This is a genomic window from Tateyamaria sp. (assembly GCF_039945315.1).
Taxonomy (GTDB): domain Bacteria; phylum Pseudomonadota; class Alphaproteobacteria; order Rhodobacterales; family Rhodobacteraceae; genus Tateyamaria.
Window position 1 is genome coordinate 1 of the sequence record NZ_JBDUXB010000059.1, and the last position, 15,589, is coordinate 15,589.

Below are 15,589 nucleotides of genomic sequence, written 5' to 3' on the forward strand. Positions count from 1 at the left end.
AGGGAAAGGATCAAACGAAAGACGCTCGAAGCGCGCCGCTTGCAACACAGACAACGCGCCGCATAATCAAACCAACAAGATGAGCCAAACTCTCTCTTAGTTTAGGTCGCCATTGGTTCCAAAAACTCTGACGACCGACAAGGTCATTCGAGCTCAATTTCACCGGCTGCACGAGGTAGCCGTCGTCGTCTATGTCATCAAATTTTTTGTTGAACTGACCTTCGGCATCAAGCTGGTTTAAGAATGGAGACGAGTCATGGAACTGCCACTATTCCACATATCTGTGACTGCGTTAATGCGACGGTGCGCGCTACTCTGATTGTGTCAAGGTCGCAATTCCTCAACCTTACCAAGATCGATTGTGCTGCGCACCCGATCGCTGAGCGCCAAAATCACGCGCTCGCCGACAGAAAGCTCGTTGTACTTGTCCATAACCTCGCGCGCGCGCGCCGGATCATCGGTAATCAGCCCGTTCACGCCGATCCAGAGCATGCGCACAATTGTAACCGGGTCGTTGACTGTCCATGCATAGACGTCCTTCCCCGCCGAATTGGCCCTCTCAACCAAAATCGGGTTAATCCGTGCCTGATTGAGCGCAAGAAAATCGCCCTCAAGTCCGCTCATGTCCCCTATGGAAGTCGCCGCCAAAACGCCGGTTTCCCAATCAGGGCGAAGTGCAAGCATTTTTTGAACGGCAGGGTATTTTAGCGACATGGTCGCAATCTGATCTGTCATGCCAGCGTCTTCTACGATCTGGGCCACCCGGCGTTCCAGATCCTCGTCATGGCCGTAATACTTCAGCTCGATGAGAACATTGGCCTTGTCGCGGGCCGCCAGCAGAACGTCTTCAAGAAGCGGAACACGCTCTTGGGAAAACGTCTGATCAAACCAGCTGCCGATGTCAATTTCTTCAAGTTCGGCGGCCGTTACATCCCAAACTTTGGTGGGCACTTTGGAGGCTTTCATGAAATCACTGTCATGGGCCACGATCACTTCGCCGTCCGCACTTTCCTGAACGTCAATTTCGATCCAGTCGGCCCCGTCTTCGATGGCGCGCATGACCGAGGCCATTGTGTTTTCCGGTGCTACGGCGGCCGCGCCACGATGGGCTATGATTTCTGCCTCGGCGTCCTGCTTGGCGCGTTCCACGAGAAGTCCACCCGTTCCAATCCCCACAAGCGACGCAATCCCCAGAACGGCGACTGCGATGCGTGTGAGCCCTCGTGTCCGGGCGCTGTCTTTGATTTCTGAGACATCAAGTGCAGGTTTGCGTCCTTGCAAAACCTCCTCGAACTCTTCGTTCAGAAGATCGGCCAGTGCACCGTTTGAGACAGCGTTCACAAATGCGAGGCAGATCGAATAGACAATGCCGCTGGCCATCATGGATGCCGCAAGCACGCGAAGGCTGTCTGGTTGCTTGTTCAATATCCACGTCATGACAAGAGCGGCCAGTGTACCTGCTACGGCCAACGCAGCCAAGCGCAGGGCGAACCACCCCAATAGTCGCCCGATCAGGGCGAGGCGTCTGGTTTTCATGTGTTGGGTGCTTGCGTCGAAAGACTGCGACGCAGCCATCTTGTCAAACAATGACAAATGCAGCGCGACCGCCCATCCGCTAAGTTTCTGGAGCAAGATAAAGGCCAGCGCGACAACGACAATTCCGATCAGCGCCACAGCCGTCAGAAATTCGGGTGGCCTTTGTGTGAGGTAAAAATTGATGTCGTGCTCAGTGATGAGGAAGAACGCAATTGCGCCCCCAACCAGAAGGAAGGGTACAATGATAATCAAAAGCCGAACCAGAAACTGGAAGATGAACGGAAATAGTCGCGGAACGGAATGCAGAACGAAACCCGTGGCCAGCCTGAGCGCGTCAATGGGATTTCGAGAGTGTTGCCGCAGTATTCCTGTGGCGACAACCACGTCGAGAACCAGTGCCGTGATCAGCAGGCAGAGAATGACGAAAGCCCCGATAATACCCGCAGGGGTGAACAAGAACTTTGCAATGTCCTGATCTGTCAATGACGTTTGGTCAGAAAACATCAGGGTCGCCGTAAGCGCGACCGCGATCAATGGCACCATTAGGGACGTCACGATCAGGCGAATGAAAAGATGTGCCGCAAGGAACGGGAGCCACCGTGCAAGTGCAGTGCGGTAACTGTGAAGAACATCTTGAAAGATCATATTTCTACTCTGTCGCTTGTCCCGATTGGTTCGTGATGAACAGTCTTCAGACCAACACAATCGTTCCGCTCATGCTCAAAGGCAATAGTTTTGAGGAGTAAACTGGGTGCATCGCATGTGTTGTCCCAAGTACCCTGTTCCTAGGAAATGGATCGGCCAGGAAAAGACATACAAGGCGCTCAGAGCAGGGACTATTCAGATAATCTGGCCGTCCCAAGCACGTTATAGTAAGCCTTCCGCAATCCACTTTTCGACCAGATCGCGGCTGACTTCGAAATGCATGCTGTCTTCTCTGCTAAAGCCTGCGCCCCAGTACCAGCCTTCGGCCAGAAAGAAGTCTTTGATGATGGTCAGGCCAAGTTGCGTTTTGCCGTCGCCCAGTCGATCCAGCTTGCCATCAATGTTCAGGTCCAGTGACAGGCCAAAGGCATGCGTGGATGTACGCCCCGGGGCTCCACGGATATGTCGCACGCACAGTGCGCCCGCGGTATTGATCCGAGAATAGAGGTTCGGATCGGTCGCTTGGATCTGATCAAACACACGGCCAAGAGAATCCAGTGCCGGTTGTAGCATCCGCACACGTACTGGGCCGACCTGTTGCGTCTTTAGCTTGGAGGCCAGACGTTCGTTCGTCATGCCCTGGCAGGTCGAGGTCAGGTTTTCGCGCGGCCTGCCAAATACGCTTTCGAGGTAAGACGGAGAAGCGATTCGCAGTCCCTCGTTCAGGTTGCGCCGGTTGGCGATCAGAACGACCTGCGCATGTGATCCACTGATCGAGTCATTGCCATCGGTGATGAACTGGCCCTGCTCTTGTACCCCATCAGCCGGGCCAGTGCTGGTGGGGCCACGGTTCTCAGCGATCCTCTGTTCAAGGCGCTCAATCTGAACCCCGAGCGCCTCGATCTGGGCGCGCAGGACTTCGATTTCGATACGTGCACCACTGTCGATGGCGGGACCTGCGAACTCGGCATCTCCATCCGAGGCATAGCGTGGTACGTCCGGCGCCGGGCGCAGTTGCAAGTATACGAGCACACCAAGGCCAACGACGACAACGCCCATGACACCCAGAATGATTGGTATGACACCCTTTTCCATTATGCCTGCGTGCGCCCTAGTTAATATCGATCACGATGATCGAGATATTGTCCGCCCCACCGCCTTCAAGCGCAAGGTGCAATAGTGTCTCGGCCACGGTTTCGATTGGCTCAGAGCTGAGTATCTTTTTCAGCGTGTTAAAGGTCGCGTATTTGGTCAGACCGTCCGAGCACAGCAGGAACCTGTCGCCGGGTAGAATCTGGCCGCGGATCTTTTCCAGTTCCAGTTCTTCGCCGACGCCAACAGCCCGGGTAATGGCATTTGACTGGGGGTGTTGTTCGGCCTCGTCCCATGACAATTCACCGGCCAAAACCAGCTCGGCCACATAGGAATGGTCGGTGGTCAGCATTTCAATCTCGCCCGCTTGCAAACGGTAAAGGCGACTGTCCCCGGCCCAGAAGGCAGCAAAGTGGCCCTCAGCGATGGCGAAGGTGACCACTGTTGAACCAATGGTAACGCCACCTAGTGCTGCGGACTCTGCCTGAATTCGTTGGTGGGATTTGGACAGCATGTCCCGCAGGGCGTGCAGCAACTGCACCGGTTCCAGAGTGGGATCAATCATGGCCACGGAATCAACCACCGTCTGAGATGCAAAATCCCCCCCGGCGTGCCCACCCATACCATCAGCAACAACCCAGATGTTCTGGTCAGGCAAGGCAAGGATGCTGTCCTCGTTCACCTTGCGTTTGTGACCCACATGGGTGGATGCGGAATAGCGAATTGAAGTCATACTTGAGCCATGACGCCTGATGCGCTCCATAGGGCTGGGGAGAGATCGAAGAGCGCGCGCAGGTCACGTCCCTCGGGCAAGGCGGAGGTGGCCAGCATGCGAAAATCGTCTTGCATCATGGTGGACCATATTGCGGGCGTGGGCCCGTGGCTTTGGGTCAGCGCATGCGTTGCAAACGCCTTTGAAAACGGAATTGGCCCGGCATAAGGCAGGCTGGCAGGCGTGGGCTGGCCCGTCGGGATCAGCTGAACATTGCTTAGGGCGCTTGTAACACTCTCGCGGGTCGCGCTGTCTTCCAGCGCATCAAGGGCAACGTTTTCAAGCTGATCAAAAGTGCGTCCGTTCGCCAGATGCGAAACCACAGTGTTGGGTGCGTCATGGCATGTCGCGAGCGTCAGGGGATACTCCCGCCCTACCCTGTCAACCGAGGCCATAAGGATGCCAGTCACCACCTGAGGTCCCGCCGCCCCAGCGGGTAGAGTAAAGCGCCAGATGGGGGCCGACATGTAGGCTTCGTTCCAGCTGGCTCCCAGGTTTTCCCGAACATCCAGCATGCCTTGCTGCAACCACGTATCCCAAGCCTGCACAAAGGCGACAGGAAGGTTGACACGCAGGAAATCACCCATGCCCGGAAACTTGCCAAATGCACCAAACCCAACTGTCATCAGAACGACTTGGGGCAGCTGAATTTGCCCAGGGCCGGAAGGGCAAAGGGGTTCAGAACCGATCCAGATTGCAGTTGGAAGATTGCGATACGCCCGCCGACGTTGAACACGACACGGTTGCGGTCGCTGACATTGGTGCGGCGCACTTCGGCCGCACTCAGCAGACGGAACCACGCCCACGGGCCATCCCGTGTCATCGCGTTTGACGTCCCGTCGACCACCGGTTGCAGGATGATGCGGGCCGAGCCTACGGCGCCCGGCCATGTGATCGCCGCTGGTTTGGGTGCGGCAGAGTGGGCGTATTTCACTTCTGTCCCATCGACGTCCAGCAACACCTCCTGCGCCTTGGGGTCCAAAGCTTCTGGGGTGAGTTGGAAGTTGACGGCGGGTGTCGCGCCCCCGGCAAAGAACGCATCCCGGATTTCGGCGGCGTATTGCAGTTGTTGCAACACGGCCGGGCTGATCCCGAGATCGGTGTCGTTCACCCGTTTCCACGCCCACGGGCGTGCGCGGGTGTCCACATAATCGCGCAGGTTCTCGTTAAAGAATCCGTCGATCAGGCCGTTGGGCGAAAACAGGCGTGCAAAGTCTGCCATGGCCACGTCTGCCTTGGCGCCGCGCGTGAACGGATACCGGTCGGTCAGGGCCTGTTCGCAGAAGGGCAAGACCTGTGCCTGCCACTGCGCGTTGATGGAAGCGCGCGTGCCGTCTGCCGTGATGCCAGAAGATCCGGACGAGATTTGTGTCGACCAGCGCTGGATCGGGCCGGGAAGACGGTTGGCCAGTTCCTGAAAGCGTACAATGGCATTGGCCTCTGCGGCCCCTGCCCCTACGCCACCGGCAAAGCTGAGCTTGTTCAGTTCCTGATAGACTTCGGTCAGGCGCGAGATCAGTTCAGAAAGCTGCGAAGGCTGGCCTTCGATTTCTTCGGTCAGGTCATGCAACCACGAAAACCGTTCTTCGACAAACTCGCCGGGTGCTGCGGGTGGTGGGCCTGCATCGCCACCCGTGCTGACGCTGGATTGCAAGGTGCCAAGCAGCAATTGGGCACGGCTGGACAGCAAGGACTGCGCTTCCAGTGCACCAACACTCGCGGCCCCTTCGGCAAGACCGGATGTATCAAGACCGACGCCGCGCGGCTCTGTCAGCTTGGTCTCATCCGAAATCGCGTTCAGAATGTTGACCAGTGGCGAGGTCGGTCCGGACAGAACGTTGGTGACTTCAACCGCGTGACTCAGGCTTTCCATGGGAATGATGTCGATGTCCCCGAGGATCTGATCATAGCGCGAGATGAAATCGGTGTAATAGAGGTCCAGCACATCGCGGCTCATCGCCACTAGGGCGATTTCGGTTTGCTCCGCTTCGCCGCGTGCACCCAGCACCCAGCTTTCGCTTTGCAGTCGTTGCGCGACGCCAAGGGCCTCATCGAGGAACACGTTGTTGAACCCGTCATGGGTAAAGATGCCTTCGACCCCATCATTGAGCGGCTTGCCCGAAGAACGCACGATCACGCGGCTGATCGCAGGGCCGCCAATGTCTGTCAGACGCCATTGCGGCAAGGCCGACGCGCGGGGCGAATTGATGATCGAGTTATAGACCCGCTGCGCCAGAGGCATTTCAGACAGCACGCCCTGAATCTGCTCAACCAACGGACCGTTCAGCGCGATTTGGTCCAGTGGCGCTTCCAGCATCGCCTCAAGATGCAAGGTCAGGCTGTTGCGCAGTGGATCGCGTGTGCTGCCCTGAAACGCGACAGACCAGTCAAGCGCCATCCACTCTTTGATCAGGTCCGTGTTCATTGGCCCTTGCTGGCCGAGCATCAGGTAGATTTTGAGACTTTCGTAGAGAAAGTCAGTGTTGTTCATGTTGGCCTGCATCTGATCTTCGAGACGCAAAAGCAGGCGGGGCAACAGGTGTTCGTTCAGCGCGGCCTTGTAGGTTTGTTTGGCCTGATTGCCGATATTTTTGCCCTGATACAGCCCCCAAGTGAGCGAGCGTTCGGGCTCTGGATCGCCAGCGGCGGGGTTTGCGGGCATGGCGCGCAGGATATCCAAAGCGGGTACGATGCTGGGCAGGTCGCTGTCCTGAATCGGGCTGCCGGGAATTTGCGATGCAGCGGCACGGTAGTTTTCGACGCTTTCAGATGCGTTTCGCAGCAATTCGGCGTTGCCGATATAGCTGCGCGCCCAGACGGTTGTCATGCCAACGCCGCCCAGAAGGGCGGCTGTGATGGCAACGCGTTTGGTCCACTTGTATCGGCGTTCGACCTTGTCATCAGCGCTGACAAGCCCGGCCTCGGGGAACATCACCCCCTGAAACAGCCGGGTGAGGAAGAATGAGCGCCCTGTGCCCCGCCCCGTACCAATGGCCTGACGTCCAATACCAAAGGTGCGCGCCATACCCATCATCAGACGGTCAATGGGCGTGCCTTCTTGTGTACCTGAGGCGAAATATACGCCGCGCAGCAGGTGCCGTTTTTCGAAACGATTGTCCTGAAACACCTCGCTCAGGAACACGCGGGCGGTCTGGCGGACCGATGCAAATTGAGCCGGAAAGCTGGAAATCAGTGCGCGGCGCTGGTGGTCCGTTTCCTGCTGCATCCGCTCGAGAGACTGCGAGTTCAACTGTGCAAGCAGCCCGCTAAATTCCTCGTCAAAGGCGGCGACAGGAGAAACTTCGGCCTTGGTTTTTTTCGGGAGAGGCAAGGTAAAGCCCCAGACCTGTTCGCGCTCTTCCTTACCCAGATTGTCAAAAAACTCGGTAAAGCCAGCGATCAGGTCGGACTTGGTGAACATAATGTAGACAGGAAAACGTACGCCCAGTTTTTCGCGCAATTCATGCAGGCGGCGGCGGATGGCGGCGGCGTGGCTTTTCTGGCTGTCTTCGTCCTGCAAGGACAGATCGGATAGAGATACGGCCACAATCGCGCCGTTGATCGGCTGACGTTTGCGGTGCTTCTTGAGCATCTTGAGAAAGCCAAGCCAGCCTGCGTTATCCTCTGACTCGCCACTGTCTTGGGTGGTGTAGCGGCCCGCGGTATCGATCAGAACGGCGTCATTGGTGAACCACCAGTCGCAATTGCGTGTGCCCCCGACCCCGCCAATGCTGGCCTTGCCGGTGGATTTCGCCAGTGGAAAGTTCAGCCCCGAGTTCACCAGCGCAGTCGTCTTGCCCGCGCCGGGTGGGCCAATTATCACATACCACGGCAATTCATAAAGCGAGCGTTTACCAAGTTTGGACTTGCGCAAAGCTGCGAGCGCTTCGCGCATCTTGCCTTTCAGCTCGCCCAACTCGGCTTTGACCAGTTCGTTTTCGTCGTCATCATCATCGTCAACAGATTCAACGATATCCTCTGCCATCTGCTTTTCACGCTTGGCGCGGCGCATAATGATCAAAAGGATCGTGGTCAGCGCTAGCAGCATGATGATGGCAATGGTGATCAGACGGGAAAGCACGCTGGCAAATGGTGTGCTTTCGCCCAAGGTCAGGAACGGTCCGGCGAACCAGACCAAAAGACCAAAGGCAATGGCGACGAACAGGGTGATGTTGATACCTGCGCCAAATTGGAAAAGTCTGCGAAGAATCATGTGGCATCCTCCCGAATGAGAACGATCTCAATCCGGCGGTTCTTGGCCCGGCCTTCGGCCGTGGCGTTGTCTGCGATGGGACTCTTGTCGGCCACCCCCTCAGCAGTGAGGCGGTCGGGATCTGCAAGCTGATCCGCCAGTTTGTTCATAACGGCCTCGGCCCGTGCCAGCGACAAGCTTTGGTTTGAGGGAAAGCGCGACGAGCGGATCGGCACGTTGTCAGAATGCCCCACGATGATGATTGGACCACCGGTGTCGTTCAGAGCGGCGGCAACTTTTTCCAGCGGTTCGCGGAAGGAATCTTGCAAGGAATCTGAGCCCGAGCCAAACATGCCTGACCCAGCAAGGCGCACCGTGATCGTCTGCTGATCCTGAAACGCTTCGACAATCCCTTCTTCGATTTCGTCTTCAAGGAAACCAATGACCCGGTTCAACTGCTCTACCGGCGGGGGTGGCGGTGGCGGTGGTGGGGGCGCGCGGCGGAACAGCTCGGCCACAGTGCCGGAATCGAGCACTGACAATTGGCCCAGAACGCGGTCGGTGGACCGGTTCAATACCCAGCTTAGGGACAGGAACACAGTCAGCAGGATCAGTGCGACGGTGGCGGATGTGATCCAGAGCGGTTTCCAGATCGACAGCACCTTGTGCGGCTTGTCCTCGCCCTTCCAGTGGGGCGACAGGTCCTTTTCAACGATACCACGTTGGCCGCGAATGATGCGGGCAAGCCCTGCGCGGATTTCCAGATGCTTTTCGGTGCCGCGTTGTTCAACGCGCAAACGTCCCTCGAATCCCAACGAAAGGCACATATAGAGGAATTCGAGCAGATCGATATTGTTGGCGGGCTCTTTTTCAAGCCGGGCCAGCAGGTCGAAGAACCGATCCCCGCCCACAGTTTCCTTATGGAAAGTGCCGACCATGGATTGCTGGGCCCAGATCGACTGACCACCCCACGGTGTGTTTAGCACCACGTCATCGAGCGTGGCGCAAATGGCGTAGCGTGCGATTTTGACGTCCTGAGCATCGACACCGGTTTGCAGAGCGCGGTTTTCGAACTCGCGTACCTCGGCCACAACTGAGCGGCGCAGTTTTTCCGGGTCCATGTGCTGGGCGCGGTTGCGGATACGGCTGACCAGCGAAAACAGCGTGGCTCCGGCGGCATTGATCCGGTTCATGCCGGTCATGCCCTGTTCGACGCTGGGTTCCGTCAGGCTGGCTTCGCGTGCTTGCGAGGCAGGAATGCCCATAGGTTGAGCGGCGGGCTGTTGTGCTGCCGGCGGGGCCATCGGATCGGCGTAACTGGGTGCAGGTGTCGCAGTGGGCGTGGGCGCCACATTGCGACGGCCACCGGGATTGGGCCGAATGACCGTGCGGTCGGCGTCATCTGGTTCTGCAAATGGGTCGTTGTCGGACATCCGTGAGGTTCCCCAGTTTGTTGGCGCTTAGCCCTGCCTAATGGCCCACAATTCCATTTTCAGGCCGGGGAATTCCCCGGATACATGAACGGCGATGCCGCCCGAGGTCGACATTTTGCCCCAATGGGTGCTGTCACCATCCAGTTCGAAATAGACGACACCTGCGTGATAGGGGATTTGGCGCGGAGCAACAGGCAGCGGGCGCAGTGGAATACCCGGCAAGGCCGAGTTGACCAACTGGCGGATTTCCTCGACTGGACCAATCTTGGCCTGGTTCTGGAAGTGACGGCGCACGTTTTCAGCTGGAATGTCAGCTTGAACGGCCAGAACGAAACCTGCGTTGGACAGCAGCTTGCGATCCGCAATGATCCCGACGCTGATGCCGTATTTGCGAGGATCAAGCGGAATGGAGATTGCCGTCTGCTCAAGAACCGAAGACAGGTACTGACGCAGGATACGGATCACCGGCTTGAACGTCTCGGTCAGGTCATCGTGGGCGTAAGGCGGAAATTCGGGTGCCGCCTTATCGTTTGCCATGAAGGTCGCCAACTCACCCGCAAGCCCAATGCAGGTGCGATACATCTCTTCAGGGTGCACGTTTTCGATGCCGGCCATGTGTTGGATGACCGGCTGCATCCGGTTCACGCACATAAGCAGCAGGAAATCGGTGATCTCTGCGACGCCTTTGGTGTTGCCTCCTTCGGACATACGCCCAGACAAAGCACTCTTGCGGTGGTTCAGCAGACCGTCCAACTCGCGTGCAAAGGCAGTCAGTGGTCCGGCAGCTTGAATATCAAGGCAGGACGGGATGAAGCCCGTGTCGAGCATCACCTCTTTGTCGGGCTTTACCTCGATGATTTTGGCAATCGGTATGCACAGCCGATCGGCAAGGTCATCCACACCTAAAGCAAACTGCAAGCGCAGCTTGCCGACGCCCATGGTCACAGCCTTTTTGCCTGACGAGGTGACATCGGTCACTTCCAACTCGCCCGGACGCAGGCGCGCAGCGGAAAGTTCAGCCCCGCTCATGTCGACTTCGAGAGCGCCCTGACGGCGTTGCGGCACGGTCAGGTAGACCACGCAATCCTTGATGCCTTCAGGCACATCTAGTGCAGGTGGATGATCTTCTGCCTCGGGTACGCGAAACACAGTACCGTCCGGCGTCAGGCCGGAACAGGACGTGATGGCGAACTGGCCAAACTTCAGAACTTCCTGATCGATCTCAAGCTTGTTGACTCCCCAGACGTACGGAGACACCCGGCGGGCCAGACCCGCCACAAGGCTTTCGGTATAGCGGTCGGCCTGCTGGAAGTGGTGGGGCTGTAAAAACAAACCCTCGGTCCACAGCACTTTGCTGTCCCAACCCATCAGGTATCTCTCTTATCGTAGGCGTCGTTCATTTCAAATTGTCCAACTGCTCTTGGTAGGCGCGCGCGAATTCCTTGGCAAAGAGCTCTTGAAAGTCGTTTTCAGCCTGATCTGAGATTTCTGTATACATGCTTTCGTAGATTTCCCAATAACGGGCTTTCCGGCTTTTTAGCATTCCACTCAGGCTTTTATCCGCGCTGATTTTGTCTTCTAGCACGGCGGGGTCCAGCTTTTTGAGGATGCCTTTGAGGGCGGCCTCCATACCCGTCAGCATTGCTACTTCGTGCGCTTTGATGTCTTTCAGGGCCTCGCTCGCCGCCTCGGTCGCCTCAACATAGCCACGTTGCGTGGGCAGAACCATCGCCTCGATCGCCTCATCCGGGCTGCGGGAGAATTTGAGCGGGTTGTTCCCACCCAGTTGCAACATGGTCTTTTCAATACGGAATTCGGACTTGATGGACTCGCGGGTCATCAGGATCTCGCGCAGGCCCTCGATGGCGATACGCAGCACAGTGCCCAGTTTGCCCATTGTGGCAGGGAGGTCGTGATCCTGCACGCCCAGATTGCCCGCTCCAAGTTCTGACAGGAACGCACGCGACGCGGCGTCCGGCCCGCCCATGGCGGCAGGTGCGGCATGGGGTGGTTGCTGCATCGGCGGCTGCATTGGGGAAACGGGCATCGGCGACGGGGCGACATGTGCCCGCCCTGCAGGCGGCGGGGCAGCCGGCGGCATTGGTGCTGGCTCCATCGGGGCGGCAAAGGGATCGTTTGGAACGGCTGATGCGGCACGCGGGGTCGGCGACAGGAAATCATCATCCCAATCATCTGGGATCGCAGAAGGCGACGCCGCAGCATGACGCGGTGCGGAAAAATGATCTTGGCCTGCGGCGTGATTGGATCCAGCACTTGCCCCCTGCCCTGCATAGGGATCAGGGGCTGGAGGAAGAAGGCCATCATCTTCGCCAAGGGGCGGCAACAGCCCATCGTCACCCACATCGTCCCGCTGCATGACGCCTGGACCCTGAGGTGCGCCGCGACCGACCAGCAGGTCGTCAAGGAAATCGCCGCCATCGCCGGGCGCGTCCAGCAAATCGGCATTGCTGGGTGCATTGGTGGCAAAGCCCGGCGACACGGGCGTGTCAGCCACTGGGTCAGCCAGAAAATCACCTGTGTCCTGCGAGGCGATATTCACCAGAATTTCATAAGGGCCTACCGACAGGATATCGCCGTCGTTGAGCGGAGTAGGCGTCGCCCCAAGGGCGAGCTTGCCATAGTTTAAGAAAGTGCCGTTAGTCGAAAAGTCGACTACGATCACGTTACCGTTGTGATCCTCAATCGCGCAGTGCCGTTTGGACAACTCGCGGTTGGGATCAGGCAAGACGACATCGTTCTCGTTGCCACGGCCAAGCGTCAGGCTTGGGCCGTTCATCACGATGGGGTCGCCATTACCCGGTATGCTGCCGGTAGACTGGAAGCGCAGTGTAATTGCCATATGAGTGTTAGCCGCCTGTCAGAACTGTAAATTCACCCTTTACGATCGCACCGCCAAGGCTACACATGTCGCCGATGCGGGCGGCAGGCATCTTGCCGATGAATACAGTCATCGACCCTTTGGCGATCGGATGCGGGGGAAAATTAGCGACCGGGGGGGCAATCATACCTACGCATAGGTCTGTCACGCGCGCGGCAGGCAATTTGCCGACCAGAACGGTCGGGCAACAGGGCGGCATGATCGGCATTGGCGACCCCAAGGTACAGGGGCCTACGTGCAAATCGGCTACACGGGCTTGAGGAGGGCCTGGCATCAGTCTGTTCCTTCCTTCGTTTCTTCTGCTTTTTCAACTAATTCTATCTTGCCGTTGCCGCCACGTGCAATGTCGACAGCCCGGTCGATCGCAACCTGAAAGCAACGCTCTGGAGTTGCGCCTACGTTAAGGAGTTTCAAGTTCATACCGAAGCAGCACGCGGAAACAACCCCAACTGGAGCAGCAATGTCTTCCATCTCGCCCTCGCCGAGGTTTCCTGGCGCATAATAGGCCGCAGTGGCACAGGGCGTGGCTTCATCGTCAACCGCCTCGTTTTCAAGGACAAGTCTCAGGTGTTCACGGTTTTCGGCGCTTGGTTCGAAAACCCACGCTTCCGCCGCTGCCAAGCACTCGCTTTTTCCTTCAGCAGCGACCACATCGCGGCCTGCAACACAGCTCCACCAAACGCATTCACGCGGCGGCAAAGACACAGACAACAGGCGCAACATATCGACGGGTGCATCTGCCTTGTCCAGTTCTTCCAAAACAGTCTGGACGGACGCATTGGCGGGTGCGGACACCTTTGTCTTCAGTTTGGCATTGGCCGCCGCGAGCAACCGCGCGGCAGGCTGATCCGGGATTTTTTTTAGGTTTTCAAACCGTTTGGACATTTTATTCCTCAGTTGATCATGGTCACGCCGCCCTTGAGGGTCAGCATGCCGTCTCCTTTGACCGTGGTCATTGGAGATTTGACTTCGGCCATGGCGTTTGCTTGGACTTTGACCATCATGCCCTTGATAGTGATACCGCTCGTATTGATGACAATAGAATTGCCTCCCACCTTCAATGAGATTTCCATCCCGGCTTCAATTGAAACCTTGCCAGCCGTAGTTTTTAAGGAATAGTCGCCGGACGGCAGCGTATGGCTTTCATTGCCGCTTGACACTTCCCGAGTGACATTACCACCAGTAATGGTCTGGCTATAGTTACCATCGATGGTCTGATCGGCATCCCCGCCAACGGTTTCTGTATGATCGGTGTTGATTGCAATCCATTGATTGCCCGTTTCAACAGTAAACATGTGATCGCCAGTCTTGATGACTTCGACCTTGTTGTTGTGGATGGTCTGAGTGAGATCGCCTGGGTCCTTCTTTTCCAACCCGATTTCTACGACCGCATTGTTCTCGATAGTCTGGAAGTAGTCCTTTTCCGAGTGCATACGGATGAATTCTTCATCCTTTTTGTCCTCGAAGACCAGCTCGTTATAGTTGCTGGCTGCACCATCCTTGCTTGAGCGGGTCTTGATCCCAGTTTGGGTCTTGTTTGCATCCAGAGCGTAAGGCGGCATCGTGTCTGCATTATACAACATTCCTGTGCAGATGGGGCGATCAGGGTCGCCTTCCTCGAACTGGATCACGACCTCCTGCCCGATGCGGGGGACAGAGATCATACCCCAGTTCTTGCCTGTCCACGGCATTACGCAGCGTACCCAGCAGGTGGTGTTTTCGTCCTTCGAACCCAGCCTGTCCCAGTGGAACTGCACTTTGATGCGGCCATATTTATCGGTGTAGATTTCCTCGCCCGAAGGGCCAGTGACAACGGCTGTTTGCAGGCCCATCGACCGGGGCCACGGGGTGACTTGCGGCGCGCGGAATTGCTCGGTCTTGGGGATCACGTCAAAGACGATGCGGTACGTGTCGGAGTTATCCTCATCCACAGGGAGCGTGCTGGGAAACAGCGGTTTTTTGGTTTCCGAATCCTCGTAGTCGGTTTCGATCTGCAAATGGTGGACTGCCCGCGTGACCAGATAATCGATGTTGTTGGATTTGCGCGGATGGTCTTTTAACTTGAATGTCTGACCGACCCCCAATGTGCGCACGTTCCCGGCACCGCGAGACAGCTTGTGGCGCACCGCTTCAGATTCCATCCGCACTTTGACAAAGGCATCGTCCACATTGTGGGTCTCCGGTCTGTTGTGACCGGGATAGACGTAGTGTTCGAACTTGGATTTTCTGGAGTGATCCCCCTTTGGAATCGACTTGGCCTTTTTCAGTTGGCTCTTTGGTTGGTCAAAATCGTAGTCCTCAAGAGTGACCTTTGCTGTGGTCACTCCGGTGGTTTCGCTCCAGTCAAAAACGTGGTCGTTGTCGCGGCGGTACTCGCCGCCTTCCTTGAAGGCAAAGTCGATTTTGCCTTCCTTGATCTTTGGGGTTGGTTTGTGCGCACTGATGCCATCGGCCAGCACCATTTTCAGCTTTTTCTCGTCCTGCATGAAGAAGTAGTAAATCCCTTCTTCTTCCATCAGGCGCGAGATGAAGTCGAAATCCGTCTCATTGTATTGCACACAGTAAGTGCGAGGCTTGTAGGTTGCTGTCGTTTCTTTCTTGACGTCTGACCAGAACCCGTAGGGCGACATGACTTCCTGAATGATATCAAGAACGTTCATTTCCTGAAAAACGCGGTTTTCAATAGTGCGGGTCAGGAACCACAACCAGGGGCGGACTTGGGCGACGAAATGGGACAGGCCTTGATAGAGGCCGACATAGTCAACAGAGACACACATACCGGTGAAGAACCGGTCCTCGTCCTCCTCGTCTTTTTGGCACAAGTGGATGGTCGAGCCCAGTATGTCCTGCAAGTCCAGCGCTTCGTCTGATGACAGGAATTCAATCGTGGTCTCGGTGAGTATGCTCAAACCTTCGATCACTCGGGCGTTTTTCAGGTTGACCGGTTTGGAGGAATACGTGCCCTCCATCCAGACCTTACGGCCCTCAAGTTCAAGATCACCTTCTGCCATTGTGCTACT

The 15,589-nt window shown here is 56.9% G+C and carries 11 protein-coding genes; all 11 read right to left on the minus strand.

The genetic code is table 11. From position 1 onward, the window contains the following. Positions 1-324: 324 nt before the first annotated feature. Positions 325-2,181 carry a glycerophosphodiester phosphodiesterase family protein gene (locus ABJD00_RS19310; RefSeq protein WP_413832048.1) on the minus strand — a complete coding sequence of 619 codons (1,857 nt, stop codon included), beginning with the start codon at positions 2,179-2,181 and terminating at the stop codon, positions 325-327. Between the two features lie 222 nt (positions 2,182-2,403). Beyond that, positions 2,404-3,276: a M15 family metallopeptidase gene (locus ABJD00_RS19315; RefSeq protein WP_413832050.1), complete on the minus strand. Its 873-nt coding sequence runs from the start codon at positions 3,274-3,276 to the stop codon at positions 2,404-2,406. 16 nt (positions 3,277-3,292) lie between these two features. After that, positions 3,293-4,006: a PP2C family protein-serine/threonine phosphatase gene (locus tag ABJD00_RS19320; RefSeq protein WP_108838521.1), complete on the minus strand. Its 714-nt coding sequence runs from the start codon at positions 4,004-4,006 to the stop codon at positions 3,293-3,295. Next, on the minus strand, positions 4,003-4,671 hold the full coding sequence (tagF, locus tag ABJD00_RS19325; RefSeq protein ID WP_108838520.1) for a type VI secretion system-associated protein TagF: 669 nt from the start codon (positions 4,669-4,671) through the stop codon (positions 4,003-4,005). The genes ABJD00_RS19320 and tagF overlap by 4 nt, the downstream gene beginning before the upstream one ends. Beyond that, positions 4,671-8,258 carry a type VI secretion system membrane subunit TssM gene (tssM, locus tag ABJD00_RS19330; protein WP_413832053.1) on the minus strand — a complete coding sequence of 1,196 codons (3,588 nt, stop codon included), beginning with the start codon at positions 8,256-8,258 and terminating at the stop codon, positions 4,671-4,673. Before tssM ends, tagF begins: the two co-directional genes overlap by 1 nt. After that, positions 8,255-9,670, minus strand: coding sequence for a type IVB secretion system protein IcmH/DotU (gene icmH / locus ABJD00_RS19335; RefSeq protein ID WP_413832055.1), 1,416 nt, complete (start codon positions 9,668-9,670; stop codon positions 8,255-8,257). Before icmH ends, tssM begins: the two co-directional genes overlap by 4 nt. A 27-nt stretch (positions 9,671-9,697) precedes the next feature. Further along, positions 9,698-11,038: a type VI secretion system baseplate subunit TssK gene (gene tssK, locus ABJD00_RS19340; RefSeq protein ID WP_413832057.1), complete on the minus strand. Its 1,341-nt coding sequence runs from the start codon at positions 11,036-11,038 to the stop codon at positions 9,698-9,700. A gap of 28 nt (positions 11,039-11,066) precedes the next feature. Then, positions 11,067-12,530, minus strand: coding sequence for a type VI secretion system-associated FHA domain protein TagH (gene tagH, locus ABJD00_RS19345; RefSeq protein WP_413832059.1), 1,464 nt, complete (start codon positions 12,528-12,530; stop codon positions 11,067-11,069). A gap of 7 nt (positions 12,531-12,537) precedes the next feature. Continuing rightward, a complete protein-coding gene (locus ABJD00_RS19350; RefSeq protein ID WP_413832061.1) occupies positions 12,538-12,843 on the minus strand; it encodes a PAAR domain-containing protein in 306 nt (101 codons plus the stop codon). Continuing rightward, entirely contained in the window at positions 12,843-13,454 is a 612-nt protein-coding gene (locus ABJD00_RS19355; RefSeq protein WP_413832063.1) for a DUF6931 family protein, read from the minus strand. Before ABJD00_RS19355 ends, ABJD00_RS19350 begins: the two co-directional genes overlap by 1 nt. Positions 13,455-13,462: 8 nt before the next feature. Then, positions 13,463-15,580 (minus strand): type VI secretion system Vgr family protein, encoded by a 2,118-nt coding sequence (locus ABJD00_RS19360; RefSeq protein ID WP_413832065.1) that lies wholly within the window; start codon positions 15,578-15,580, stop codon positions 13,463-13,465. Between the last annotated feature and the right edge of the window lie 9 nt (positions 15,581-15,589).

Excerpts from the sequence above, each read along its gene's own strand:
- tagH (WP_413832059.1), bottom strand. The coding sequence starts at position 12,530 with ATGGCAATTACACTGCGCTTCCAGTCTACCGGCAGCATACCGGGTAAT.
- ABJD00_RS19310 (WP_413832048.1), bottom strand. The coding sequence starts at position 2,181 with ATGATCTTTCAAGATGTTCTTCACAGTTACCGCACTGCACTTGCACGG.
- ABJD00_RS19355 (WP_413832063.1), bottom strand. The coding sequence starts at position 13,454 with ATGTCCAAACGGTTTGAAAACCTAAAAAAAATCCCGGATCAGCCTGCC.
- icmH (WP_413832055.1), bottom strand. The coding sequence starts at position 9,670 with ATGTCCGACAACGACCCATTTGCAGAACCAGATGACGCCGACCGCACG.
- ABJD00_RS19320 (WP_108838521.1), bottom strand. The coding sequence starts at position 4,006 with ATGACTTCAATTCGCTATTCCGCATCCACCCATGTGGGTCACAAACGC.
- tagF (WP_108838520.1), bottom strand. The coding sequence starts at position 4,671 with ATGACAGTTGGGTTTGGTGCATTTGGCAAGTTTCCGGGCATGGGTGAT.
- tssK (WP_413832057.1), bottom strand. The coding sequence starts at position 11,038 with ATGGGTTGGGACAGCAAAGTGCTGTGGACCGAGGGTTTGTTTTTACAG.
- ABJD00_RS19350 (WP_413832061.1), bottom strand. The coding sequence starts at position 12,843 with ATGCCAGGCCCTCCTCAAGCCCGTGTAGCCGATTTGCACGTAGGCCCC.
- tssM (WP_413832053.1), bottom strand. The coding sequence starts at position 8,258 with ATGATTCTTCGCAGACTTTTCCAATTTGGCGCAGGTATCAACATCACC.
- ABJD00_RS19315 (WP_413832050.1), bottom strand. The coding sequence starts at position 3,276 with ATGGAAAAGGGTGTCATACCAATCATTCTGGGTGTCATGGGCGTTGTC.
- ABJD00_RS19360 (WP_413832065.1), bottom strand. The coding sequence starts at position 15,580 with ATGGCAGAAGGTGATCTTGAACTTGAGGGCCGTAAGGTCTGGATGGAG.